The organism is Methanocella arvoryzae MRE50 (assembly GCF_000063445.1).
GTDB classification, from domain to species: domain Archaea; phylum Halobacteriota; class Methanocellia; order Methanocellales; family Methanocellaceae; genus Methanocella_A; species Methanocella_A arvoryzae.
Genome location: NC_009464.1, coordinates 734266 through 760054, shown reverse-complemented (window position 1 = coordinate 760054; position 25789 = coordinate 734266). Strand labels below are relative to the sequence as shown.

Sequence of the window (25789 nt, the reverse complement as noted above, 5' to 3'; positions counted from 1 at the left end):
ATATGTCCTTACCGGAACCTTTCGGGGAGTCAGGTACCATTTACACGAAGTACCCGAAGTACTCAAAGTACGATAAAAACGGCATGCTGGAAAATGGTCTTATCGTAAAACTTCGTTAACTTCGCGTACCTTGCGTACTTAGTGTAAATGGTACAGGCGCTCGTACAAAATGTTTCAGTGAGGACTCATGGATGAAAAGAATATTGTCAAGTAAGGGTACGAAAAATTGAAAGTTGGCCCTGAATAGGTCGAAAATACCGCCAGGCACGCCAAGGAGCCAGGAGCGCCAAGGTTTTTTGCGATATCTTCTGATCCTGATCACAAAATCCTTGGCGTTCCATGAAAAATCTGGGCCCGTGAGGTATTGAGAGGTCAGGGGGGAGGTCGGAGAGGTTCACGGAGTTAAGAGAGAACGTTCAAGCCGGGAGGTCATGGAGGTCATTGAGTTCAGAGAGGAGGTTATATGAGGTACCCGGAGGTCAGAGAGAATATCTCTAAAAATCCTCTCTGACCTTTCCACACTCCCTATCCTCCTCTCAGACCCTTTGATCCTCTCTAACCTCCCGGCTTGAAAATCCTCCCAGACCTCCCGGGAACTCCCCGACCTCCAGGAGTTTTTCATCGGCTTAATTTGAAAAACCAGTTTTCATGAGATGAGTGCTTGGCAGCCGTATAACCATAGCCGATATAACACATTTTTCATAAGACTATACTTCGTGTAAATGATACGAACGATTGTACAATCCTCTTCCCGGCAAGTCTATAAACCTGCAACCCTATTCACGACAGAGTCTCTATGCAGTTTAAGAGCGGCGTAATCACCCTTATCGACAAGCTCGAGTACAACGACGAGTACGCGGCCGAAGTTACCCGGCATGGCAAATATGACGAGCATCTCGAGGCGCAGACGCCGGATATCACGCTGGTGACCTGCTCGGACTCGAGGGTGCTGGAGAAGTGCCTGGACGACGAGATCGGGAAAATCTTCTCTATCAAGAACATAGGCAACCGGGTGATGCCGAACCTGGGCAGCATAGAGTACGGTACAGGCTTTCTGAAGACTCCTCTCTTGATCATTCTCGGGCATACGGGCTGTGGTGCCATTCACGCATCGATGAGCGACATCAGCAATGAACATACTCACGTGACGAAGTCCCTGGAGTCCATTCGCCCGACGGCGGCTAACATTCAGAAGCTCATCATCAGGAAAGGCGGTATCGCCGGCTATATGAAAGAGCATCTGCCGAACCCGGACTCTCACATCAGTGAGCAGGACTACCTGGAAACTTTAGTTACTGAAGCCAACGTGGACAGGCAGGTCGACATCCTGCTCGACGACGAGCCGATCAGGAAACTGGTCTACGACGGCAAGCTAATGATCATCGGCGCCATCTACGACTTCAAGGACATCTACTCGCCCCGGAGAGGATCGATCTTCATCATCAACGTGAATGGGGAAACTGATGTGAACAAGCTCAAGGTGGTCGACTTCCTGTCGGATGAGCGGCTCATTACAGATCGCATGAAGCGGCTTCTGCAGTATTAAAATCCTGATGGTATGGACAGGCGTTTAGCCTTAACCATTACTTTTTGCCGTATATCTTCTTGACCGCTTTTCTCGCTTCGTCCCTGACGTTCTTATCCTTGTGTCTGAACAGTAGCTGGAGCGGGTCCAGCGCCCGGACGTCTCCAAGTCTCGCAAGCGACCAAATGGCATTCATGATCACTTTTGTGTCCGAATCGTCCAGCGCCCTGATCAGCGGCTCGACTGCTTTTGGATTACCAGTGGTGCCGAGGTCCATGGCTGCCTTCCATCGCATGGAGCTGTTGGGGCTTTTGAGCCGGGCGAGCATTCCGGACAAAGGATCGGTATCTTCTTGCGCCTGAGCTGTCAGGGGCTTTACCGTTTGCGGCTTCAGGGTTGCTTTTGGCGGTTTCTTCTCCATCTTTGTCCTTTTACCGCCGTCTGACATGGCCATACCGGATGCCGGCTGGAAAGCCGGCAGTTCGATCGGCCCAATATTTTTGAAGAATTCGACCATGGCAGGCTTGACGTCTTCGGGTTTGAGCTCGACGAACTCTTTTCTCTCTTCTTCCGGGAATTTGTAGAAGTAGCCCATCTTGCCAAACCGGTCAGAGTACTGCTTCGTGTACCGGCTGTCCACGAGGATGGTGACGCCGTAGTCCGTCGGCGATCGTATGACCCGGCCGCAGGCCTGTCTGATCTTCTTGACCGCCGGCTGGGATACGACGTACTCCATGCCTTTGCCGGGGTACAGGCTTTCGTAGGCGTTGATGATCGCCTGAGATCTGTCATCTCTGTAGTTCTGCAGCCCGACGCCGACGATGACGACTGTGCGGCACCTGTCGTACTTGTAGTCCACGCCTTCTGTCAGGGTGCCCCAGAGGTAGGCCATCAAGACTGCTTTACTGCCCGAATCGCCGTACCCGAAGAACTGGTTTTTCAGCTTCTCTGGAGAAGTACCCTTTTCCGGTACCAGGACCGGGACATCGGTCTTGATCAGCTGCGAATACTTCCTCGCCTCTTCCGCCGTCTGGAAAAAGAAAAGCACATTGCCTGCGGAGGCTTCTATTACGTCCTGGAATAATTGCACCAGCGTCTTCTCGAGATTTTGATCTCCCCTGTTAGCGAACATGAGGGGCCCTGCATTCACCACTATCGTCTTCCTGCGCTCCGGGGGGAACGGGCTGCCGAAGGCGATCTCTACTGTATCCCGCTTGATCCGCAACACTTCTTTCAGAGTGTCGAATGGCTGCAGGGTTGCGGACATGAGCACTACTCCGGCAGGGCCGTCCAGCAGCGGCTCAGACAGCTCCCCGGCAATGCAGTTGCACAGCTCCAGGGCGCCGTACAGCCGGGCGTCGGCAGTCTTGCGCACGCTGATGACCGGGTAGTGGGCGTCGCTGGATGACAGCTTCACGTAGTGATCGAGAAAAGTCGCCACGTCGAGGAGTTTGGAGCCGTCGAACGAGGGAGTCCTTCCACTCTTGAAATCTTCCTCCGCCTGAGCGTAGATCGCCAGGCCCATCATCTGAACCCTGAGCAGGGCCTCGTCGAGCGAAATACCGATCGCTGACAGCTTTTCTCTAAAGGCTATACAGAAGAAGTCGTCGGTGCCCGCGGGGTCGCGTATCCTGATGTCGATACCCCTCGAGGTAATCCGCTCGGCCTGCCCGAACTTGAGCCTGTCGCTGTAGGTCTGCCTGATAGTCTCTTTTAAGGTAGTCAGCAGCCTTGCCTCTTCCTTGCCTTTCCTCAGCTCGGCCTCATTATAGGTTTCCTTGTCTGCTTTGAGCCTTATAACCTCTTTCTCGGCCAGATCGATGGTAATTTCATCGATAGGGGCTAATGCGCTGGCTCTGGCCTGTTCTTCTAAGTTGTGGGCTTCGTCGAAGATGAGGATGACGTCTGACAGCTTGCACCCGAGGACTGTCAGGAAGCGCTCCCTGAACTCGGGTTTGATCAGGTGATGGTAGTTGCAGATTACCAGATCGGCCTCCCGGAGGTAGTCTTTCAGCAACTCGTAGCCGCACTTGCCCTCTTTCTCGGACTGGTCGATCACGTCTTCCGGGGACCTGACGCTGTCGTAGAGCCACTGCCTGAACCTGTCATTCGGTTCTTTGAGCGTCTTGTAAAGGTAGTCACATGATGAGGCCCGCAGTCTCCTGATCGCATCCTCCCTCATCGTCATGCTCCGGGTCAAATTGTGGCGCTCGTCCGGACTCATGCTGCGCCAGTCATCCGTCTTCATCAGCTGTCGCATTTTGGCTGTGTCTTTCTCTGCATCAAGCAGGGCGTCGGTCGCGAGCATGGCCGACCTGCAGGCGTGGACATTCTTCCCGGCCGGGCACATCTTTTCCTTGCCGATAAAGGTGACTGCCTTGATGCCTGCCTTCGCCCTGATCTCCCGGGCTTCTCCTATAAACTGGGCCATTTGCTGGTGCACCGGCGTGGCTATGATCACCTTTTTTCCAGTTTCCTTGCCTACGGCCAGCGCAGGTGCCAGCGCTGAAAGCGTCTTTCCCGTGCCGCAGGCACCCTCGAAAAGCACCATCTTGCTCTCTCCGAGGGCTTTATAGATCGTCTCCATTGCCTTTTCCTGGTTCTGGTAGCAGGATGGCTTAGGAAAGTACCTGTGGTAGGGCTGATCACTCATGATAAAAGTCTAAGAGCTATACTACACCCGGGTTATATTACCGTTCTGGTTCGGCTGCGCTGAAAGTATTATCATATCGGCAACCGCCTACAGGGTTTACGTGGCTTTTCGCCTGCCCTGACACGGGAAACGCATAACAGCATATCCCGCATCTTTACATATGGAGACTCTTTATGTTCCAGCGTATCGGCAACGTCGACGTATACTACGAAGTAGTCGGCGAAGGGAAGCCCGTGCTGATGATCCACGGCTACGGCCTTGATCATTACGTGATGAGCGGCTGCCTTGAGCCCATCTTCACAGGCCGTCCAGGGTACCGGCGCATATACTTCGACCTGCCGGGCATGGGCCAGACTAAAGCCAGCCGGACTATCGACAACTCTGACAGGATGGTGGAGCTGATAGTACGTTTTCTGGAACAGGTGATTCCGGAAGGCACATTTCTGGTTGCCGGAGAATCCTACGGCGGCTACCTTGCCAGAGCGCTCATCCTCCATATGCCGGAGCGCATAGACGGTGTGCTGCTGATTTGCCCGCTGGTCGTTCCAGAACGCCATAAACGCAGGCTACCACCACGCATCGTTATCGTTAAGGACGAGGCCCTTCTCAATTCGCTGAGCCGGGGGGAAAGGGATCACTTCGAATCCATGGCTACAGTGCTCGACGAGTATACGTGGACACGGTTTAAGCAGGATATCATGCCTGGCATAAGCCTGGAGGACACGAACTTTACTGAGGGGTTCCAGAAGTACGGTTACCCGCTGTCGTACGATGTGGATGATCATCCTCCCTTTGAAAAGCCGTTCCTCCTGCTGGCCGGACGTCAGGATATATCTGTGGGCTACCAGGATCATCTTATGCTGGTAGAGAACTATCCCCGGGGCACTTTCGCCATCCTCGATCGGGCCGGCCATAGCCTGCAAATCGAGCAGGCTGCAGTTTTCAACGTCCTGGTAGAAGAGTGGCTGGACCGTGTAGAAGAAAAGGCCCGCTAAGTATCCCATAAATTTAAACGTTTATCTCATTATACTATTACACGGTTCCGTTTGCCGAACAGGTAATTTAGTATGTCTCATTTCACAGAGAAAAAGTCAATTCTTGCCCTATCTGGAATATTTACAATTATTTTCATCACTATTGCCGGCTGTATCACTCCTACACCACAGCCAGTGCCGACGGGTACGATTACCGCTACGCCTGTAATTGCTACCCCTGGAGTATCAGTGACCCCTGTACCTGGCAGTGATCTGATCGTACACTTTATAGACGTGGGCCAGGGTGACTCTATGCTCGTACAGTCCGGCGGCAAGAACATGCTGATCGACGCGGGCACCCTCGATTCGGGCAGCACCGTCACTTCGTATTTGAAAGAGCACGGCGTGAGCACCATCGATGTACTGGTCTCCACTCACCCCCATAGCGACCACATCGGCGGCATGGCCGAGGTGCTGAATGCTTTCCCAGTGAAGGTTATCTATGATAGTGGCGTGCCCCACACGACTCAGACCTATGAGCGATACCTGACGCTGATCGACCAGAAGGACATCAAGTACGTGGTTCCAGAGCCAGGAGACATGATAGACTTCGCCCCGGGCGTCGTAGTGCAGGTGCTCGCAGTGGCCGGAAACTACGAAGACCTGAACGATCGGGCGATCGTGCTGAGGCTGACACATGGAGGCGTGTCGTTCCTCTTCATGGCTGATGCAGGCTTCGACGTCGAAGGCGACCTGCTCAAATCTGGCTACAACCTGCAGAGCGACGTACTCAAGGTCGGGCACCACGCCAGCAAGTACTCCTCCGGCACTTCCTTCCTTAAAGTTGTCCAGCCGAAGATCGCCGTGATCGAAGTCGGGGCCGGCAATCCTTACGGTCACCCGACCAGAGAGGCAATGAATCGTCTTGAGGCTGCGGGAGCGACGATCTACCGCACGGACTACGATGGCGACGTCGTCGTGACCTCGGACGGCAAAGGGATTACAGTTGTAGCAGAGCGGAGGGCGCCAGCATAGCTTAATCTAAAATGACTATAATTAATATGGACTTGAGATCATGAAAGCCACAATCGACAGGTTCGAAGAAGACCTCGCAGTGCTGATCGTCAGGGGCGAGGTGCCGACTGTACTGCACATCCCGGTCTGGCTGCTGCCAGAGGATTGTAAAGAGGGCGACATCCTTGATATTTGCATATCGAAAGACGTCGAGGGCACCGAAGCGGCTAAAAAGAGGGTCTCCGATCTTATCGAGAAGCTGAAAAAGAAATCGAAGGACTGATCCTCAGTCCAGCATCTCGCCCGGCGTATGGACTTCGGTCAGCATGTCGGCCTTGAAGTCCTCCAAAACGTCCTCCAGCGTGCCTGCGGCACCCTTGAAGACCCGGATGCCCTCACCCAGGAGCACTGTCAGCATGTGCGGGCCGATAAAGCCTGCGAGCACTATTTTGACTCCCTCGTCGGCAAGGAATTGCGCGTTGGTCTTCGGCTCCGGCTTCTCCTGATCGTTGTGCATGAACCTGAGATCGCTGATCTCTCCATGATCGTACTCAAAGACGGCGAAGTCCTCGGCCATGCCGAAGTGATCATTCAGCTCCGACAGCATGCCGTTGGCAGATTCGATCGGGACAGCCACCTTAACCATGGCAGTGTCCCTCGCACGGGTTCAGATCTGACCTGTCCTCCAGCCGGCCATCGATGTACGAGCGTACTGCATCCCATACTGTGCCCACAGCTCCCACATGCACCTGCATGCCTGTGCCCGCGATCATCTGGCGCTCCCGCTCTGTCAGCGATTTGACAATCACCGCTTCTACGCCTTTCCCTTTCAGCGTAAACACCAGCCTGCCTGTGTCAGTTCCCTCATCCACCGGGACGGCTTCGAAATCCTTCTTTATCCTGTCATTATCCACGTTAACTACGATAGCGAACTTACATCCGGTGAAACCGTCATGCAGGCCTGCGTCCATTCCTGCGTTATTAATTGCTGGCACCGCTAATCTCATGGTGATCATATGGTTTGGGCCTGATCAGTTAAATTCCTGATGGGTGTCCGTCTTCAATTGAAGTACATCTTCAATGGAGGCCATGATAAGAAAAGCTATATGGCGTCTACAATACTATAAAATACAGGATATGCCCCCCGACTACCCCATCGTGATCACCCGCCCATGCACCGACGCCCCAAACAGGTTCATCGCAGAGTCCAGCTTCGGGCGCAAGCTCGACATGCAAGCGGTATGTGAGACCTCAAAGGCAATCCCCGGCGCAAAGTGCTCTGAAAGCCTCGGCGTGGCCAAGTTCGACTACAAGGACTGGACCTTAATCCTGTACCGCTCCGGACGGGTCGATCTTCGGAAGATTAAGGACGAGGCTGACGCGAGACAGGCGATGGGGGAGATAGAGGCGCTGTTTTCCGGCTGTTTCGTACTCTAAGCGTCCTTATTTTTCTCTATTCTTGTGCGAAGGACATCACAAATTATTTGTTTACCAACGCTCTGATATGTCAGTGGTTTTCATGAAGATCAGCATTATCGGAACGGGTTATGTGGGTACCGTGACAGGTACCTGTTTCGCGCACAGAGGCAATGACGTTATCTGCGTGGACGTCGACCCCGGCCGTATAAATAAGATCAACCAGGGCATTCCGCCCATCTACGAGGAAGGGCTGGAAGAACTTTTAAAAGAGCATGCCGGCAAGAACCTGGAAGCGACGGCGGACTACGATTACGCCATAACGAACAGCGACATCTCCTTCATCTGCGTTCCCACTCCTACAGACGCCAGCGGCAAGATCGATCTCCGGTTTATCCGGGAGGCGAGCCGCAGCATCGGTGAGCGCCTGAAGAACAAGTCCTCCTATCACGTAGTTGTTGTCAAGAGCACCGTGGTGCCCGAAACCACTGAAAAGGTCGTCACCCCGATTCTGGAGCAGGCCTCCGGGAAGAAGGCGGGCAAGGACTTCGGCGTGGGCATGAACCCCGAGTTTCTGAGAGAGGGCAAAGCGGTCTACGACTTCATGAACCCCGACCGCATCGTCGTGGGCGCGGACGATCCGATGGCCGGCGAAGTCATCAGAAATCTGTACGCCGGCTACACGTGCCCCATTCTTACAGCGGACACCAAGACCGCCGAGATGATCAAGTACGTCTCCAACGCGTTCCTGGCGACCAAGATCTCGTTCTCCAACGAGGTCGGCAACATCTGCAAGCTCCTCGGTATCGATACGTATAAAGTCATGGAAGGCGTGGGCCTGGATGCTAGAATTTCCCCGCACTTCCTCCGGTCCGGCCTCGGCTTCGGCGGCAGCTGCTTCCCTAAGGACGTAAAGGCGCTGGTCGGCAAGGCCTCCGAGGTGGACTACGAGCCTATTCTGCTCAAGACTGTGCTCGAGGTCAACGAGAGGCAGCCGCTGATCGCCTTGAGGCTGCTGAAGAAACACGTCCCCGACCTGAACGGCAAGAAGATCGCCGTGCTCGGCCTGGCGTTCAAGAACGACACCGACGATATCCGGGAGTCCAGGGCAATCCCCTTAATCGGCATGCTGCTGGCAGAAGGTGCCGTCGTGACTGCCTATGATCCCATGGCTTCGGAGCACATGAAAAATGTCTACCCCAACATCTCCTACTTCAGCAACGCGGGCGACGCCCTCGATGGTGCCGACGCGTGCCTGATCGCTACTGAGTGGGGCGAGTTCGGCAAGCTCAACGGCGAGTTCGGGCGGATGAAGTCGAAGATCGTGATCGACGGCCGCAGGGTGGTCAATCCGGATATCAAAGGCATCACCTACGAAGGCATCTGCTGGTGAGTGATCTTAAATATAATACTGGACCCGGTATACTTACAAAAATGGTACAACAAGGCTTTAACCTTTTACGCCAAATAAACCCTTAAGTGGTACTATGCAAGTAGCCGGAATCTGTCCAATCTGTAAAAAGCCCTCGAACCGCCTGAGCACGTGTAAGATGTGTCACAAGGTCGTGTGCAGCCACTGTATGGTACACAGCGTCTGTAAAACTTGCTATGAGCGGCGTCACCCGAAACGCGCCGTCGTGGACGATGAAGAGGCGGAGCGGGAAGAACGGATGGAAAGGCGCAGACAGCAGGAACGACAGCGCTGGTGATTTTCCGCAAAACCTTTTTTAGGCAATAACGCTACAATTGCAGCTATGTTTGACCTGTCAGGCATCATAGCTGGCATCCTGCTGGGCCTGTCGCTGGGCGTCCCTCCGGGGCCGGTGAACGCGGCCATCGCCGCCGAATCGGTAAAGAAGTCCTACGCAGGCGGCATCATGATCGGCCTCGGCGCAATGACTGCCGATTTTTTTTATCTGATCCTGACGGTAATCGGAGTTTCTGTGCTGCTCACAGGGGCTACAGCCCGCACCCTCATCTCAGTCGTAGGCGGCCTTATCCTGCTGTACTTAGCCGTGAGCACTCTCAAAAACTTCCGCAGCCCCCCGGAGGAAAACGAGGGAAAACTGCTCGGCCACCCGTATGTAAAAGGCCTGTCCCTTGCGATCACCAACCCAATGGGCATCGTCTGGTGGGCGACAGCCGGAGCAGCCTTCGTTGCACTGTTCAACGTCCTCGGCGTAGCGGGGTTCATGTTCGGGCTCTTCGCGTGGATCACCAGCCTGTCCCTCGCCGTCCATTATGCAAAATCGAAGTTTAAGGCACTGTACCCGGTCATCATGCTCGCCAGCGGCCTGTGCATGCTGGCCTTCGGAGTTATACTGATAGCAGATGTAGTCCGGCCTGTGCTGGGACTCTAAATGAAAACCCCTGAGAGCGTGGGAGTTTTACCATAGAGATGCACAGGGAGTTTTTCACCACAGAGGCACAGAGTGCACAGAGGTTCACAGAGACTATCCCTACAATTGGTTTTTATTAAATCTAAATAGAAAATCTCTGTGCGACTCTGTGCACTCTGTGGTTAACCGTTTCTCTGTGCGTCTCTGTGCGTCTCTGTGCCTCTGCGGTAAAAAATTAAATTGCTGCACGTTGTGGTTATTACACACACGGGGCCTGGGTAAAAAAGTTTATTTTCTCAGCGCTTCAGCGATGATAGGCGCAGCCGAGATTCTGCTGGTCGCCTTCTCGAGCGTGTCGGTGGAGATGACCGACTTGATGCCGGCGCGGTAGAGCTTGATTACAGCGTTGCCGACGAGCACAGGGTGGACGCAGCCGAGATGTACGTCTTTTGCTCCGATGACTCTCAGTAGTTTGGCTGCCTCTGCGATGGTGCCGCCGGTGCTGACGATGTCGTCGAGCAGTACTACGTCCCGGCCTTTGACGTCAAGGTTCTTGGGGGCGATCTTGACTTCGGTGCCCGAGAGCCTGGTCTTCTCCAGGTAGTCGTACGCGAGGCCCTTTAGTGTTGCCGCAGACTTGACCAGATTTAGGGCGCCATCGTCAGGCGCGAGAACGAGCGGGTTGTGGAGCTTCATGCCCTCGATGTGGTTGCCGATCTCCGGCGCCACATTCAGGTCCTCTGCCTTACAGGGGAAGTGTGCCAGTACGGAGCGGTCGTGGATGTTGATGGTGAAGACCTGATCGGCCTTAATAGTGCGGGCGATAGCCCGGCTGCTGATCGGCTCTCCCGGGTTGAACCGCTTGTCCTGCCGGGCGTAGCCGAAGTACGGGATGACGACTTTGAGGCTCTTCGCCTCGTCGCAGGCGTCGATGAGCTGCAAAAGGTAGATGTAGTCTCTGGCGGTCGGGGTGCTCTGAATGATGACTATGTCGTTCCCGGCCACCTCGCCGGTCACCCTGCTGTACACTTCGCCGTCCGGGAATTCCTTGTAATCCGTCAGGTCGATGTCGCAGCCCAGCAGTGCCGCCGTCCGTGTTGCCAGCAGCTGCGAGGCCGGCCCTGCCACGATCCTCATGCCCATTCACATACACCTTTTTTATTACTTTTATTATCGCTTGTTGGCTACTTGCCCTAAAGGCATATAAATCTATCCCGCCCCTGGTTATCATAGTGGATTTTCCAGTTGCCGGTACATCGTGAGACCGCAAGACAAACTCTGCGCTGTGCTACCATCATTACCAGAATGCTCGTATCCTGTTGTCTCTGTGTGCTCGTGAACGTACACGAACGCTGCGCTGTGCTAATCCTCACAGATGCCACAGATTCAGGTTGATTCCACAGATTTCTCTGTCGAATCCACAGATTACTACTCAATAGCACAGATGGAATACTCTAATATTATTCGATCACCGATAGCAATCATAAAAGAACAATCGATCAGTTTTCTGTTTATCAGTGGAATCAAGCGTAATCTGTGGCATCTGTTCTAATCTGTGGCATCTGTGAGATTTTGCACAGCGCAGCGTTCGTATTACTGTCACACCATACATAGGCAACCAGTATGGCACAGCGCAGCCTCGTCATCTTAACGGGAAGTAATCGGATGGATTACGTGCATATTCCTTCCCGGCACCCGCCCGCGGTAAACTTTAATGCTTCACGCATACATTATTCTGTATCTTATGAAGGTCATTGCCATAGTGGGATACAAGAAAACGGGAAAGACTACGCTGGTGGAGCGGCTGGTTTCGGAGCTCGCGAAAACAGGCAAGGTAGGCACGATCAAGCACTCGCAGGACGAGATCCTGCCCTTCGGCGGGGACACGGACCGGCACCTGGCGAGCGGCGCCTCGGTGACCATCGGCGTTACGCCGACCCGCAGCGTAATGGTGCTCAAGACCAGCGACATCAATAGCGCGCTTAAAGAAATGTCTATGCAAGGTGTCGATTACGTCGTGGTCGAGGGCTTCAAACAGAGCCGTCTGCCGAAAATCGCCATCGGCGACGTCGAAGCTGAGAACATCGTCGCCAGGGTGGACATCAACGCCACGGGAGAGCAGCTGGCCGCTATTGCTAAGGCTCAGCCGGACGAGGTCACGCTACCCGAGCTGATCGCCAGAGTACATCGCAATCCTGAGATCAAGAAGGCCGGGGCTATCGGCACTTTCACCGGCATCGTGAGAGAAATTGCCAAAAACGAGATCACTAAGGCCCTTGAGTTCGAGAGCTACGATGTTGTGGCCAAAGAGCGCATCGCGAAGATCGAGGCTGACCTGAAGCAGGCGCCGGGCATTGTCGACGTCATCATCCACCACAAGACCGGCAGGATCGAGGCGGGGGAAGACATTGTCTACATAGTCGTGGCCGCCGGTCACCGGCAAGAACTATTCCCTATACTCCGCGAAGCTATCGAAAGGGTTAAGGAAGAAGTGCCCATCTGGAAGAAGGAAATGACAGTCTCCGGTGAGTACTGGGTACATGACAAGGAGTGATTGATTTTCATGGCATTATTTGGCACTAACGGAGTCAGGGGTATCGCGAACGTGGAGATGACACCTGAGATGGCGATGAACCTGGCGAAGAGTATCGGCACGCTCAAGGGCGGTAAGATCGCAGTAGGGCGGGACACCCGCCAGTCCGGCGAGATGCTCAAGAGCGCCGTCATCGCGGGGCTGCTCTCCACTGGCTGCAGCGTGGTAGATCTGGGCATCGCACCCACGCCGACCGTCCAGTATTACGTGAAGCACCACGCAGATGCGGGCATCATCATCACCGCCTCCCACAACCCTCCCGAGTACAACGGTGTCAAAGGCGTCGCAGGCGACGGCACGGAAATGTCGAGGGCTGACGAGGCTGAAGTGGAGAAGATCTACTTCTCGGGCAGCTACAGGCAGGCGAACTGGAGCCAGACTGGCGAGCTGTCCAGCTTCGACCCGAAGCCTATGTACATCGACGGCATCATCAAGGCCGTCGACGCGGAAGCGATCAGAAAGAAGAACTTCAAGGTCGTCTCCGATACCGGTTGCGGAGCGGCCAGCCTGACCACGCCCTTCCTGCTGAGGAAGCTGAACTGTAAAGTCATATCGCTCAACGCCCAGGTCGACGGCACCTTCCCGGGCAGGAACCCGGAACCCACCGGCAACGAGATCAATGACCTGAAAGCAGCGGTAGTCGCAGCCGGCGCCGACATGGGCATCGCCCACGATGCAGACGCAGACCGGGCAGTTTTCGTGGATGACAAGGGCAGGTTCGTCAATGAGGACGTACTGCTGGCCATGATGACGGAGTACAAATTACAGCGCAAGCCCGGCACTATCGTTACTCCGGTCAGCTCTTCCTCCCTCATCGAGGACATTGCGAAGAAGTACGGCCAGGAAGTCATCTGGACTCAGGTGGGCAGCATCCACGTAGCCCGAAAGATGATGCAGGTCGGCGCAGTCTTCGGCGGAGAGGGCAACGGCGGCCTGATCTATCCGGAATTCCAGTACTGCCGGGACGGCGGCATGTCCGCGGCCTCGGTGCTCGAAATGCTGGCCACGACCGGTAAGAAGCTGAGCGAAATCGTCGATGCAGTGCCCTGCTATAACAGCGTTAAGGAGAAGATCCACTGCAAGAACAAGAATGAAGTCCTGAAGATGATCGCCACCCACGCGAAGGGCGATAAGATCGACACTACCGACGGCGTCAAGATCTTCAATAATGATGGCTGGGTGCTCGTCCGGGCTTCCGGCACGGAGCCGATCATCCGGGTCTTTGCTGAATCGAAGACTTGTGATGGTGCGAAGAGGCTGGCTGAGTATGGCGTCAGCCTGGTGACCGAGTACAATAAATAAAAACGATCTTCTTCTTTTTTCGGTTCTTCTCCGACTGCTGGATGTAGAATCGTATGCCGATAATTAGTTGTTGACCATTAATAGTTTGAAAATATCGCCAGGTACTCGCTTTATGAAAAATGGGATATTCAGGTAGAGGCTATGAAAAATTGAAAGTTTGCCCTGCATTGGTCGAAAATACCGCCAAGTCCGCCAAGGAGCCAAGCCCGCCAAGCCGAATGAAAAGCTGATTACTGCTTTTAGTATCACCCATATTTCTTGGCGGCCTTGGCCTCTTGGCGAGCTTGGCGGCTAAAAAGCTCATCTCCGTGAAACCATCCCTGGTCCCCATCCTTGACAGGGATCTGATCTGATCATGCACAATGTGAGAACAGGTTTCGGTAAACCGTCCAAAATTGAGGAAGAGCAACATTTTTATTTTTCAGATAATTATGGGCATAGTGGCATAATTATTATGTCTCATTAGCTTGTAATTGACTGGTGGTATCTCATGGAGTAGTGAACGTGTCAGTTAAAAATATCTTGATCTTATTGTGCATCCTTGGGATGATTCCTATCCTCGGGTTTAACTTTTTTGTCCTGATCGCTACTGGCAACTATCCCCAATTTGTATTAATGTTAATGCCGATTTGCTTCGTTCTTAGTCTTCTTGCAGGTAAATATGCGAAGCAATACCAGCGTCCGCTTGCGGTACTATCCCTTACCCTTGGCATTCTACTTGGGGCATCGGTTATACTTGTCACAGAAAACTTGTACCTGAAGGGAATTATGCTATTACTGACTATAGCCTGGAGCTTTATTGTGCTGATAGGGGCCTATAATGTGTTTATTAAGAAGCAGCCGCTCGAACGATCTGAGAACGGGTGACTAATGAGGGTGGTCTACTGATGCCTGAAACCAAAGATCCCCGGCAAATGAGCCCCGACGAGTTCTACGATGCTCACATAAAACCATATGCCCTGCTATATCTAGTGTTTGAATTCATCGGTATACCCGCTATCCTGCTAACTGGCTGGTTCCTGCTGGGTAAATGGCCGGCGTGGGTCGTACCAATGATCTTTGTATACTTTGCCCTTAATATTGCGAGTATATGGACCAGGGGTCGAAGCATGGGAGGTATCCGTCTCAGATGATCGTCCCCGGGAGCCTTCCGCATACACAAAAAATCGGTGCTATTCTGGGCGCGATCATTGGTTAATCACGGTAGCAATAGGAGTTTATGCTGTAATCGCAGGAAATCCGCTTAATGGTACGATTATGCTCTTACTGGGCGGCTTCATTTTAATCTGGCTGGTAGGCCGGCAACTGAAAATGTGGGAGCGGGCGATAGGGGTATTCGGGATAGTTATCATGCTGTTCGTGGCCATCTTACTCGCATTTAGCGTAAAAAACAGCTACATGAGGGCACTACTGCTCTTAGCTGCCCTGTTATGGGGTTTCTTTGTTCTTCTTGGTATCTATAACATATTTGTCAAGATACGGCAGCCCCGATCTCCCGTGTAATCGGCCGCACAGTTTCTCAAGGCCTTTCCTGATCTGCCGATTCATGGCCTCTTTTCTCAACTTTATAGGCTGTGTGAGCCTCTCTGATTATGTACGGCTCTAACGCCTCGGGCGGGACCTCTTTCTGGGCGCTGGTCAGGGTAATTTTAGCGTTCCTCAGGAAAATCTCCGGGTACCGGCTGTAGAACAACTGTTGATCGATCGACCGCCTGTATTTCTCTTCCGTGAAAAGTCTGTACTGCTCTGACTCTATCTGGCCGGAGGCTGCAATCCGCTCGTACAGGGCTTCCAGCTCTTCCTTTGTCTTTTTTAGTTCATCCTGCAGCGACTGTATATACTCCTGCATGTTGTATGCCGCTTCCAGAGGATCGTTTCCCCATGGACTGGGCTCGTCCTTCGGAGGTTCAGCCAGCGTGCTGCCCATTACGATGCCGTTTTCGCTCACGTGGGCGCTGACCATGTCCAGGATGGCTTCTCCGTAGTTCTGCGCCTTTCTGGGGCCGATGCCCTTGATGGCCGTGAGCTCGTCGATCGACATCGGATAGAGAGAGCAGATGGCCTTGATGTCGCCGTTGGTGAGGATGACGTAAGGTGGGTTCTGCTGCTCTTCTGCGAGACGATTGCGCCATAGCCGGAGTACCTCGTAGAGCTTGAGATCGTACGTAGCAGGCAGACCCTCTGATTTAACTTCTACCGGTTTCGGCTCGGCCACTTTTACCTCTACAGGCTTGCTCAACTGAACTCTGGCAATGCCATCCGCAATCTCGACGCTCCGCTCGTTGAGAGTTATAACTGGATACAGCCCCGGCTCTCTAGTCAAATAGCCCTGAGCGACCAGTTCGTTCACCCAGGCTTTCCACTGATCTGCGGAATATTGGCTGCCGATGCCGAAAACTGGCAGCTGATCATGCTTCTGGTCCAGCACTTTCTTGAGCTTTTTACCAGCGATGACCTGGCCGATATGGGTGGCGCCATATGGCCACTGAAGCTGGCGGATGCACTCGATAATAGTCTTAGAAGCCTCGGTTCCGTCGACAGTTGTTTCTATAAAATCGTCCAGTGTAGACATCACAAATGCCCCTGTCGCCTACGATCAGGCCTCATTCGAGATATCTTTTAAGCCCAACCTGTATAATATTATCGTTGTGGCTTGAGAGCGAAGGTCTGGTATGCTCGTGAGCTTTTCTTAGAAAACGAGTATTGGCTGGCGCCGTCCTTTGTTTGGATGTCTGGCGCCATGCCGTTGATCTTTTTTCACAAGGTTTGTTTTGGTGATAAACTGTTTTTAGTTGATCACTACAATCCTTTCTCTGGCTCAAGACAGGAAGCCCTTCTTTTGCAGCCAGTCGACCTGGGGCTGAGTATACCGCCAGATTACGTCGGCCTTGTCGTTCTGGAATTCCCAGGGTACGACGATGACTACGTCGCCTTCGCGGATCCATATCCTCTTCTTGATCTTGCCCGGTATCCGGCACATTCTGGTAACGCCGTCAGTGCAGTGGACGACGACCCTGTTAGCGCCCAGCATGTTGGTAACGGTGCCGAGGAGTTCGCCATCCCTCTTGTTAGGAGTGCGGACTCTGGTAAACTGCTCGCCTTCGCCAACTGTGGGCTCATTTCTGTTTGGCCTGTTCAGTTTATCACCACTTCTGTTTCGATTTAGATGCTTTAAAGCGATGCTAATATATGAATTTGTCTAATTATACCTTACATTCGGCTTCTGACGGCCTCGAGTATCTGGTTCATGTACTTCGCTGCCGCCTTCTTGAGGTCCATCGGGTGTACCTTCTTCTCCGCAAAGTCGTTGCGAAGTGCCTCATAGCTATCGAAGGTAATGTTGCCGCCGTGTTTCTCGGGCCGCTCGATCGTGATGCTGTCGTACTTCATGAATATGTGGTACCTGAAGAGGTCCAGCACCGGGTTGTTTTCGGTGACGCCGATGGGGCAGAACGCCTTCTCGATCTTCTTCGTCACGGACTCTGCCGGCTCGTCCACGCTGATGTTGTTACCCTTGCTCGACGACATCTTGGTGCCGTCCAGCCCGAGCAGGATCGGAGTGTGGAGGCAGATCGGGCTCTTGTACCCGAGCGACGGGAGGGATTCTCTGGCCAGCATGTGGATTTTGCGCTGGTCGATGCCGCCCATGGCCACGTCGACGTCGAGGTAGGCGATGTCCAGCGCCTGCATCAGCGGGTAGACCATCTGGGATACTCTCGGGTCTTCCGCGTCCCTGGATACTTCGTCCATGCTCCTGCGGGCCCTGTTGAGGGTAGTGTCGCAGGCCAGCCTCAGGACATCCGTCTCGTACTTCGGGGATAGCTGGTAGCTCGTGCCCAGCACGAACCTCGTCCTGTCCTCGCTAAGGCCCATGGCGATAAAGCAGCGCTTGTTGTACTCGGCGATCTTTGCGATCTCCTCCATCGTGCCCTTGCGGTTGAGATAGGCGTGAAGATCTGCCAGCAGGACGGTCACTTCGAACCCTGCGTTCTGGCAGTCGATAAGCTTGTTTACAGTAATCATGTGACCCAGGTGGATGTTGCCACTGGGCTCATAGCCGACGTAGACCTTCGGGTGCGGGTTGGCATCCATCAGGCTCTTCAGTTCGTCTATAGTCACCACTTCTTCTACGTTTCTGGTGACAAGTGCAAGCTTGTCCATTGATACACCACTGCGTATTTAGTATCTCACCGGCTATAAATCATTTTGGTCAAGGCTTTGCCGTGAGCAGGGCAGGATTACACCATTGCGGCTCGAAATCCGGCGCCGGTCCGGTAAACCTGTATCTCCTCAGTTACCGCAAAATTATATAGGAGTAAGTAGTAAGGCACATGGGGACGGAATATGGACGGTAAAAAGTATAAACCGTTAAGCGGAGGCCAGGGCGCCTTCAGCGGCTCGATCGAAGGCAAGATTGTGATTGTACTGGTACTGATCGTCATTGTACTGGGTGCCGTAACGTTTGCCCTGTTCTCGACGAACAAAGCGCAGGAGGCGGCGATACTGGAAAAACAGGCCGAATACGATGCGTTAAGCGTGAACTTCAGCCAGATCAGCGCCGACTATGCCACGCTGAACGCTAACTTCAACCGTCAGACTGACGATTATCTCTCTATCAAAGCAAATTATGACAACGTGTCCGAGCTGTACAACGCGTTGCTGAACAAGAGCAGCCTCGTGGACAACCGGCTGAACACCTTCCTGGAGGCCGATCCGGCAGTCTCGTACACCTATCGTGTCGAACCTAAGGTGCTGCCCGATGGCAGGACCGACAATCTCCTGACCATCGACGTCTACAACGTCGGCAAGACTGACGTTGCCATGGTCAACGTCCTCTGGACCCTTAACGAAAGTGGCAGCATCAACGCTTATAATAAGTCCTTATCGTTCCTGAGGACCCTCGATAAGCGCCAGGTAACATGGGAGTATGACAGTAACGCGACTCTCGTAAGCGTCTGGGCAGGGGTAGGCTAAGCCTGCCTGACGAAAATTTCTGGCCGGGTACCGGCGGGATTACCGCTTTTGCGGTTATCCCCGCTTCACTGTTTTGTTTTCGTCTCTCGCACGCCTAATTTCTTTAAGCGTGTATCTCCCATATTCTCGTATGTATGATTTCATGGTCATCGGTCACAGGGGCGCCGCGGGCTACGAGCCGGAGAACACGCTCCGCTCCTTTCAAAAAGCGATAGAGCTCGGGGTGGACTGGATCGAGCTTGACGTCCGGCGCACCGCCGACGGGCACATCGTTGTCATGCACGACGATACCGTGGAGAGGACGACGAACGGCCGGGGTAAAGTGAGCGAGATGAGCCTCGCCGACATCAGGAAGCTCGACGCCGGCAAGGGCGAGAAAGTGCCCACATTACAGGAAGCCATCGATCTGGTGAAGAGCGGCCAAAAAAAGCTGATCATCGAGCTGAAGCTCGAAGGCCTCGAAAACGACGTGATCGACATCGTGGAGAAAAATAACTTTTCAGAGGACTGTATCATCTCTTCCTTCTTCTACTACTCCATCCGGCGGGTCAAAGAACTCCGGCCAGGCATCATGACCGCCGCCATCGCTAGCAAGCTCCCCATCGAGTTCCACCGTTTACACAACGATTTCCTCGCCGACACGATCTTCCTGAGAAAGGACATCGTCTCCCGCGACATCGTCGACGAGGCACACAGAGACGGCTTTTTAGTGTGCGTATGGAACATCGACGACTCCCGCGACGTGGCCAGATACGCCGACATGGGCGTCGACTTCATCAGCAGCAACTATCCAGACCGGCTCAGACAAATAGAGCCGCATGCGGTAACGGCCTGAGCTGATAGTGGATGATAGCTATAACAAACGCCGGAAAACTGATCAAACGCCAGGACGCTATTCTCATCACTCTGGCCAGCGTATACTATTTAATGGTCGTGTGCATATCTAAGCCTTGATTTTACTCTCACAGGATGATTGATTTTCATGGCAATACACCCGATTGAGTTCAGGTACGGGACGCCGGAGATGAAGGCGGTCTGGACAGAGGAGGCCAAACTCCGAAAGCTGCTGCTGGTCGAGGCTGCGCTGGCCCGGGCGGAAGCTGAGGTCGGCATCGTGCCGAAAGAGTGCGCCAGGATCATCGGCGAAAACGTGGATAAGGTAAGCGTCGAGCGGGTCCGGGCGATCGAGGACGAGATCAGCCACGACATGATGGCCGTTGTATTAGGCTTCGCAGAGGTCTGCGGCGAGGAAGCGGGCAAGTGGATTCACTACGGGGCTACTTCTAACGACATCCTGGACACGGGCCTGGGGCTGCAGTTGAAAGACTCTCTCGATATCATCGAGGTCAAGCTCCAGAAGCTGAAGATGGCGCTGCTCGAAAAGGCGGATGCGACGAAGACGCTGGTCACCGCGGGCAGGACTCACGGCCAGCTTGCAGTCCCCACTACTTACGGGCTGCGTTTTGCGATCTGGGCGATGGAGGTTTCCCGGCACCAGGAGCGGCTCAGTCAAATGCGCTCCAGAGTGGCTGTCGGCCAGATGAGCGGTGCCGTAGGCACTCAGGCGGCTTTCGGCAAGGATGGAATCAGGATCAAGGAGCTCACGATGAGCTACCTCGGCATCCCCGCCGTCACAGTCTCGAGCCAGATCATCCAGCGCGACCGGCACGCAGAATACATGATGTTCCTCGCGGGCGTCGCGAGCACACTCGACAAGATCTGCCTCGAGATCAGGCTCATGCAGCGCAGCGAGATCGGCGAGCTTGCCGAGGGCTTCGGTAAGAAGCAGGTGGGCTCTTCCACGATGCCGCACAAGCGCAATCCCATTAATGCCGAGCAGGTCTGCGGTCTGGCCCGGGTTGTCCGGTCCTACGTGGAGCCGGCGCTGCAGAACAACGTGCTGTGGGATGAGAGGGACCTGACCAACTCGTCGTGCGAGCGGGTCATCATCCCCGAGGCCTCGATTCTCCTCGACCACATCCTGAACAAGGCCATCCGGGTCATCACCGGCCTGACCTTCTATCCTGAAAATATCAAGCGCAACCTCAACGTCCTCCGGGGCGTCCAGATGAGCGAAGCGGTCATGATCGCTTTAGCGAACAGGGGCTTCGGCAGGCAGAAGGCTCACGAGATCGTCAGGGAAGCCTCGATGAAGGCTTTCGAGCAGGGCCTGACACTAAAACAGGCGCTGCTGGAAAACCCCGAAATTTCCGCGAAGCTCACTCCTGCAGAAGTCGACATGATCACCGACCCTGAGGGGTATATCGGCACTGCGGTCGAGCAGGTTGAAGAAGTCCTGCGGAAAGAAGGCTACAAGACAAAGTAATTATATATAAAACGATATATTAAGATATGCATGACTAGTAATTGCTTGCTGCTCCTGCCCACGCTCAACGAGGAAGAGGCGTTGAAAGCGCTTGTGCCCGAAATCCCTTCCAGCTTCAGGGTACTGGTGGTCGACGGCGGCTCTACGGATAGAACGAGAGAGATCGCCGAGGGGGCAGGCTGTCTTTTTTTGCAGCAGCAGTTCGGCAAAGGCAAAGGCTGCGGGGTCAGGACGGCCATGCAGTACTTTTTGAAGGGCGATCACGAGTACCTGGCCATGATCGATGCGGACTACACCTGCGACCCCCGGGAGATCGACCGGCTGATCGAGCGGCTCGGGCAGGGCTACCATGTCGTCCTCGGCAGCCGGGATCCACAGAAGCAGGTCGAGCTGCTGGGCCGGTTCTCGCTGTTCATCAACCGGCTGACGTCAGGGCTGACTACGCTGGCCTACAGCCAGGATCTGCCTGACATCCAGAGTTGCTACTGGGTCTTTACCAGGAAGGCGGTGGAGACTATCTACCCGGGGCTGTCGGCCTGCGGTTTCGACATAGAGTACGACATCGTCTTCAACTCGTGGAAGGAGGGCCTGAAGATCGGGTATTGTCCTGTCACGATAAGGGCCAGGAAGGGGGAGTCGAAGTTCACGAAGTATCTGCGGCTGAAGCAGATCTGGTTCGGGCTGACCTACATCTACAGGAGTCTGGTCATTATGGCAAAAAGGGCTCTGCGGGGCGGCAGACATGAGGCTGAACATGCCAGTCCGAGGCCGGATAAATAAAGGGTTTCCTCTCGGGCGAGCCTGACGTATGTGATGTACTCAGTCAAGTGTAAAATCGGGATAATTTCTAAACAACATGGCTGATCGTTGTCTAATTTTTAACTGTCAGCGCCTCTTGTTCTCATATGGGCAATGTCCGACCACGATCACGTAAAAAGGCACGTAGTGTCCGGGGCTAAGTGCCGAAAACCTGCTTGCCGGGATGCTTCTGGTCGCCACGATGGTCTATCTAATCCTTGCGTTAACCATGCGCCGGGCGAACATAGGGGAACTCTGGGCGGCAATTCGATAGGATCGGTAAAGCCTATGCGAGAATTCTTCGCGATAAGAAAATTATATAGTCCAGCTGGTCAGTTTTAACCTTTTTCTGAAGATGACACCCGACAGCGGACATGCCGGAAGATCGAGACGATCAGCTATTGCACCTCTAATAAGACTGCCGTGCTGGATAGTGGTAAATTCTGCCCACGCCCATCTGAAGATCACGAGGGGCCATCCTCCGTCTGCCACGTCGCCGTATTAACCTTCATCTACAACTTCTGGAGAGAAGATGGGGCATGAGTCGACGAGGCTGAAATAATGACGTACTCCTTTTTTTGCCATTGGGTGTTTCCTCAACCAGTTCCATCTCAACGAACGATCTGCTATATATCGTTATCTCCACTGCCCTTGATGGCTCTCCGGGCAGTCGTCCTGTCCGCCAGTAATTTCTTAGCTATATATGTATGCTCGCGGGTTTCAGATGCCAGCGGTAAAGGCAAAAACCGACGCTGCACTGGGTTAATATCGGCCTATATATGTATAAAGTTGCCTGGAGGTTATCCGGCGAACTCATATCTATCAACCAATTGAAAAAATAACTATGTCGTATAAATAATTCATCTTATCATATGTGTATAATATCTATATTTCTACATAACTTACAGCACTACTAATTATTTTTATTATAGAAATATGTGTCTATTGGCCCCATAATTATATATGGTATTTAAGGTAAATGGTGATTAACCTGAAGTCGCATGGCTAGTAATTCCTTGACATGCGTTATTATGGCCCGGGCTTTAAGGGGGTAATTGTATGAGACAGAATCCGATCATAGAATTGGCACTTTCGGCAGTGGCGCTTGTTGTTGTCGATGGTAATATCGCATCGGTAGTAATGTTGGATAGGCCTAATGAGTCTTCGTATGGTGGTGATTGATTCATGAGGAAAGTCTTATCTTATGTAACGATCGCAATACTACTCAGTTGCATAGTATTAGGAAGCGTTGTCCAAGCTGAATCACATGCAGTTATGGACGATCAAAAGTTGTCCTCAATAAACAAGACGATTAGCATGGATTCGCCTAAGGTAGACAAGGATAAAATACTACTTCCGAAATTTACTAATAACGGTAAAATTTTGGTCGATAAGACCTATGAGGGGCGATATCCTGGTCTTGTCTTAATGAACACATCAAAGAAGGTACAAGAAGATAAATCTGGCTTTGATGTAATTGAAAACCCATCGAGTTTTATAGTTAGAATGAAAAAATCTGAAGCGAATCTCGAAAAACAGCTATCTGCTGATTCGTCTGATGTATCGGCATCCGCATTAGCTGCTTCCTCTACAGTCTATATTACTGGAGCCTATTATAACTGGTATTGGATTCAGGATGTGATTTTTGATAATCAGATTACCATATATAATGCGGGTCCAAACACTGCAAGCGGTCAAGTGATACTATGGTCTCTGGAAGATTCATACGGCTATGCCGCTCCGTTCAATAATTTAGCTCCATATACATCGACAACTGTAACAGTTCCATTTATGCCCTTGAGTGGTACATCCATCGGGTTTAAACCCATTGGTACAGAAGTCCGGGTCTCTCCGGGTGATACTACGACACACTTTGTCAATTTGACCGCATATAGTGGGACCTATGGTATAGAGGTATATGATAACGATGCAAACCATTTACCCGATCCAGATGGCGGTGAAAATATAGGAGTAAGTGATCTCTATAATCAATATAATTATGCAATATTACGTGAAGCAGCCACTGCAGCAGAGTGTGTTGAAGAAACTTATAATGCATTCGATACGTCAAACTCAATACGCTTCTACGTTTCTAGTAACATGAACTCAAATGATGGCTATCCTTACAGTCAATATACTGCATCCGATCAATATATAATAAGTCATGGGTATGAAGGTATGTGCGACGAATATGCAACATTAGCAGTATCGTTTGAAAGAGCTTTGCGCATCCCGGCTAAATATTATTCAATGGACTATCGCGATACAAGTGGAATTTTAAGAGGTCATGCATTTTTAGTAATATGGGATGGCAATAGATGGGTTCATTCCGACCCAGCATTCTGCAGTTCATTTGATGACCCGCAGATCTATAAGCGATTCGGATATACGCATATTCATCTAAAGAATATGCGCTATGCAGATGATAGTGTTGTTATGAGTGATCCGTATGGTGATCAATTATTACTTCAGTGGAATGATTTCCAGATCATTACCGATTTAGGAGAGCCATCAGAATACAACTAGTCATTCTTGAAACTAATAGTACGATCCGGCAGGTCTGGTAGACTGCCGGACCGTACTAAAAGTTTCACAACGGACTATAGTAGGTATACACTATGAAAAGGCATTCATTTTTTTTAATAATATTACTGATGTTAGCATTAATAATATTTACTGTGATCCTATCCTGTTCGTCATTTGCGCTTACTATGGTAAATAATACCTTGGTTGATGTTAACGCATCCTATCCTCCTATGGATGAACCATTTTTACCTTGGTCAAAGTTTCCCCCAAATAAAACGGAAAACTTGCAGGGTAGTTCTATAAATCCAGATATCGATCCTGTAACCTATTTCCAAATCGTGCATCAAGTGGCGGCAAAAAATACAACAATTATAAACTTTTTCACTCGATATGGTATTAGCAGTATCCAGATGGATAATGCATGTGATAATAGCTTAAGTGGATATTACTATGTATATCTACAACCAGAAAAAAATCACTCAAAAAAGCTTGTATTTCTTGAAAAGTGGGTGGGGGCAAATAATGAGCGTATATTTTGGATAAAACTTGTGGATAAAGACGTGGAATTTCCAAGATTGAGCGATAGCGAATGTATATCGCTTGAAATAATGCCAGATATTAATATAACGCAGAAGATACTTCCCACAGCTATGCCTTCGGCTATCTCGTTGCCCAACCATTCAGCAAACCCGTCTCCAGGCTTTAACTTCAATACACTGATATTAATTGGTTGCCTCCTCATCTCATCCTATTTGCTATCAGTAATACGAAAGAACGAAAAGTAATCTCCTTTATTGAAGCTTTTAAGGCATCTATAAAAAATGGACATAAGACATTGATAAAAAGTCGCCTGACACGTAATACCTTGACACGCATTAGCCTGCCAGGACTTTAAGGAGATGATATCCCGAAGGATATCATTATTTTATAATGGCTACCCGAGATATAATATTTCCGATAATTCCCTTCTCTCGCTATACTAATCTACAGCATCTCTTCTAGCTCTTTCTTCCGGATGTACAACAACACGTACCGCCCTTTATCGGTAATAGTAAAGCCGGGTTCCCTGAAGAGTCTTTTCCATTCTTTGACCAGGCCCATCCCTAAGAGCGACTCTTCATAGGTGTAGTGCTCGTTGTTGATCGCCTTGATGATCTGTCGCAACTCTTTTTCGTCGATGGCGACTGCAGCTATTATCTCCGCGTCGTCTTTCGGCCGGCTGGTACTGTCGAGTAACTCCAGCACCTTCCTTTTCGTCGTTTTCTTGCTCTCATCGATCATATCAATCGGCTCATTGTCGGTCTCATGTATAACTATCGCCTGTAAATAAAATGCATGGTATATATAAA

25 protein-coding genes are annotated in these 25789 nt (G+C 52.1%); 17 read left to right on the top strand and 8 right to left on the bottom strand.

The genetic code is table 11. The annotated features are described in order from the left end of the window. The first annotated feature begins 796 nt into the window (after positions 1-796). Complete coding sequence (locus RCI_RS03935; protein WP_012035098.1) at positions 797-1546, top strand: carbonic anhydrase; 750 nt, start codon at positions 797-799, stop codon at positions 1544-1546. A gap of 37 nt (positions 1547-1583) precedes the next feature. Here the strand turns inward: RCI_RS03935 and RCI_RS03930 are convergent, their stop codons facing one another. Next, positions 1584-4178, bottom strand: coding sequence for a helicase C-terminal domain-containing protein (locus RCI_RS03930; protein ID WP_012035097.1), 2595 nt, complete (start codon positions 4176-4178; stop codon positions 1584-1586). A gap of 173 nt (positions 4179-4351) precedes the next feature. Between RCI_RS03930 and RCI_RS03925 the strand changes: the two genes are divergently transcribed. The 3 genes from RCI_RS03925 (at position 4352) to RCI_RS03915 (ending at position 6449) form a co-directional block, all read left to right on the top strand. Next, the gene (locus RCI_RS03925; protein WP_012035096.1) at positions 4352-5173 is read left to right on the top strand and encodes an alpha/beta fold hydrolase; all 822 of its coding nucleotides are present in this window, start codon (positions 4352-4354) and stop codon (positions 5171-5173) included. Positions 5174-5401: 228 nt separating this feature from the next. Next, the gene (locus RCI_RS03920) at positions 5402-6187 is read left to right on the top strand and encodes a ComEC/Rec2 family competence protein (protein WP_158308866.1); all 786 of its coding nucleotides are present in this window, start codon (positions 5402-5404) and stop codon (positions 6185-6187) included. A gap of 40 nt (positions 6188-6227) precedes the next feature. Next, positions 6228-6449, top strand: a complete 222-nt coding sequence (locus RCI_RS03915; protein ID WP_012035094.1) for a DUF3006 domain-containing protein — start codon at positions 6228-6230, stop codon at positions 6447-6449. Between the two features lie 3 nt (positions 6450-6452). Here RCI_RS03915 and RCI_RS03910 read toward each other — a convergent pair whose 3' ends face one another. Further along, positions 6453-6812, bottom strand: coding sequence for a NifB/NifX family molybdenum-iron cluster-binding protein (locus RCI_RS03910; protein WP_012035093.1), 360 nt, complete (start codon positions 6810-6812; stop codon positions 6453-6455). Beyond that, on the bottom strand, positions 6805-7161 hold the full coding sequence (locus RCI_RS03905; RefSeq protein WP_158308865.1) for a NifB/NifX family molybdenum-iron cluster-binding protein: 357 nt from the start codon (positions 7159-7161) through the stop codon (positions 6805-6807). The genes RCI_RS03910 and RCI_RS03905 overlap by 8 nt, the downstream gene beginning before the upstream one ends. Before the next feature lie 142 nt (positions 7162-7303). Between RCI_RS03905 and RCI_RS03900 the strand changes: the two genes are divergently transcribed. The 4 genes from RCI_RS03900 to RCI_RS03890 all read left to right on the top strand — a co-directional run bounded on the left by RCI_RS03900 (position 7304) and on the right by RCI_RS03890 (position 9942). After that, a complete protein-coding gene (locus RCI_RS03900) occupies positions 7304-7603 on the top strand; it encodes a hypothetical protein (RefSeq protein WP_148266517.1) in 300 nt (99 codons plus the stop codon). A gap of 82 nt (positions 7604-7685) precedes the next feature. Next, positions 7686-8975 carry a UDP-glucose dehydrogenase family protein gene (locus RCI_RS03895; protein WP_012035090.1) on the top strand — a complete coding sequence of 430 codons (1290 nt, stop codon included), beginning with the start codon at positions 7686-7688 and terminating at the stop codon, positions 8973-8975. 187 nt (positions 8976-9162) lie between these two features. Further along, the gene (locus RCI_RS17450; protein WP_269446490.1) at positions 9163-9291 is read left to right on the top strand and encodes a hypothetical protein; all 129 of its coding nucleotides are present in this window, start codon (positions 9163-9165) and stop codon (positions 9289-9291) included. A 45-nt stretch (positions 9292-9336) separates the two neighbouring features. After that, positions 9337-9942, top strand: a complete 606-nt coding sequence (locus tag RCI_RS03890; RefSeq protein ID WP_012035088.1) for a LysE family translocator — start codon at positions 9337-9339, stop codon at positions 9940-9942. A gap of 267 nt (positions 9943-10209) precedes the next feature. Here the strand turns inward: RCI_RS03890 and RCI_RS03885 are convergent, their stop codons facing one another. Continuing rightward, positions 10210-11058, bottom strand: coding sequence for a ribose-phosphate diphosphokinase (locus tag RCI_RS03885; RefSeq protein ID WP_012035087.1), 849 nt, complete (start codon positions 11056-11058; stop codon positions 10210-10212). Positions 11059-11665: 607 nt separating this feature from the next. Here RCI_RS03885 and RCI_RS03880 point away from each other — a divergent pair. From RCI_RS03880 to RCI_RS03860, 3 genes are all read left to right on the top strand, one after another. After that, a complete protein-coding gene (locus RCI_RS03880; protein ID WP_012035085.1) occupies positions 11666-12475 on the top strand; it encodes a molybdopterin synthase in 810 nt (269 codons plus the stop codon). Positions 12476-12484: 9 nt separating this feature from the next. After that, positions 12485-13816 (top strand): phosphoglucosamine mutase, encoded by a 1332-nt coding sequence (glmM, locus tag RCI_RS03875; protein ID WP_012035084.1) that lies wholly within the window; start codon positions 12485-12487, stop codon positions 13814-13816. An 887-nt stretch (positions 13817-14703) separates the two neighbouring features. Next, on the top strand, positions 14704-14949 hold the full coding sequence (locus RCI_RS03860) for a hypothetical protein (protein WP_148266515.1): 246 nt from the start codon (positions 14704-14706) through the stop codon (positions 14947-14949). 386 nt (positions 14950-15335) lie between these two features. On the opposite strand, the gene RCI_RS03850 is transcribed toward RCI_RS03860, so the two are convergent. The 3 genes from RCI_RS03850 to RCI_RS03840 form a co-directional block, all read right to left on the bottom strand. Then, positions 15336-16388, bottom strand: coding sequence for an RQC domain-containing protein (locus RCI_RS03850; protein WP_012035079.1), 1053 nt, complete (start codon positions 16386-16388; stop codon positions 15336-15338). Between the two features lie 246 nt (positions 16389-16634). Continuing rightward, on the bottom strand, positions 16635-16955 hold the full coding sequence (gene eif1A / locus RCI_RS03845; protein ID WP_048197994.1) for a translation initiation factor eIF-1A: 321 nt from the start codon (positions 16953-16955) through the stop codon (positions 16635-16637). Positions 16956-17026: 71 nt separating this feature from the next. Beyond that, positions 17027-17977 carry a tyrosine--tRNA ligase gene (locus RCI_RS03840; RefSeq protein WP_012035078.1) on the bottom strand — a complete coding sequence of 317 codons (951 nt, stop codon included), beginning with the start codon at positions 17975-17977 and terminating at the stop codon, positions 17027-17029. A gap of 183 nt (positions 17978-18160) precedes the next feature. On the opposite strand from RCI_RS03840, the gene RCI_RS03835 reads away from it, so the two are divergent. The 6 genes from RCI_RS03835 to RCI_RS03810 all read left to right on the top strand — a co-directional run bounded on the left by RCI_RS03835 (position 18161) and on the right by RCI_RS03810 (position 25225). Further along, complete coding sequence (locus RCI_RS03835; protein WP_012035077.1) at positions 18161-18790, top strand: hypothetical protein; 630 nt, start codon at positions 18161-18163, stop codon at positions 18788-18790. A 142-nt stretch (positions 18791-18932) separates the two neighbouring features. Then, positions 18933-19625: a glycerophosphodiester phosphodiesterase gene (locus RCI_RS03830; RefSeq protein ID WP_158308864.1), complete on the top strand. Its 693-nt coding sequence runs from the start codon at positions 18933-18935 to the stop codon at positions 19623-19625. A 147-nt stretch (positions 19626-19772) separates the two neighbouring features. Beyond that, positions 19773-21116, top strand: coding sequence for an adenylosuccinate lyase (gene purB, locus RCI_RS03825; RefSeq protein WP_048197992.1), 1344 nt, complete (start codon positions 19773-19775; stop codon positions 21114-21116). Positions 21117-21146: 30 nt separating this feature from the next. Then, positions 21147-21896 carry a glycosyltransferase family 2 protein gene (locus tag RCI_RS03820; protein ID WP_012035074.1) on the top strand — a complete coding sequence of 250 codons (750 nt, stop codon included), beginning with the start codon at positions 21147-21149 and terminating at the stop codon, positions 21894-21896. A 1203-nt stretch (positions 21897-23099) separates the two neighbouring features. Beyond that, entirely contained in the window at positions 23100-24440 is a 1341-nt protein-coding gene (locus RCI_RS03815) for a transglutaminase-like domain-containing protein (RefSeq protein WP_012035071.1), read from the top strand. A 92-nt stretch (positions 24441-24532) separates the two neighbouring features. Further along, entirely contained in the window at positions 24533-25225 is a 693-nt protein-coding gene (locus tag RCI_RS03810) for a hypothetical protein (RefSeq protein WP_012035070.1), read from the top strand. A gap of 199 nt (positions 25226-25424) precedes the next feature. Here the strand turns inward: RCI_RS03810 and RCI_RS16915 are convergent, their stop codons facing one another. Then, positions 25425-25721: an archaellum operon transcriptional activator EarA family protein gene (locus tag RCI_RS16915; RefSeq protein WP_158308863.1), complete on the bottom strand. Its 297-nt coding sequence runs from the start codon at positions 25719-25721 to the stop codon at positions 25425-25427. Positions 25722-25789 lie beyond the last annotated feature (68 nt).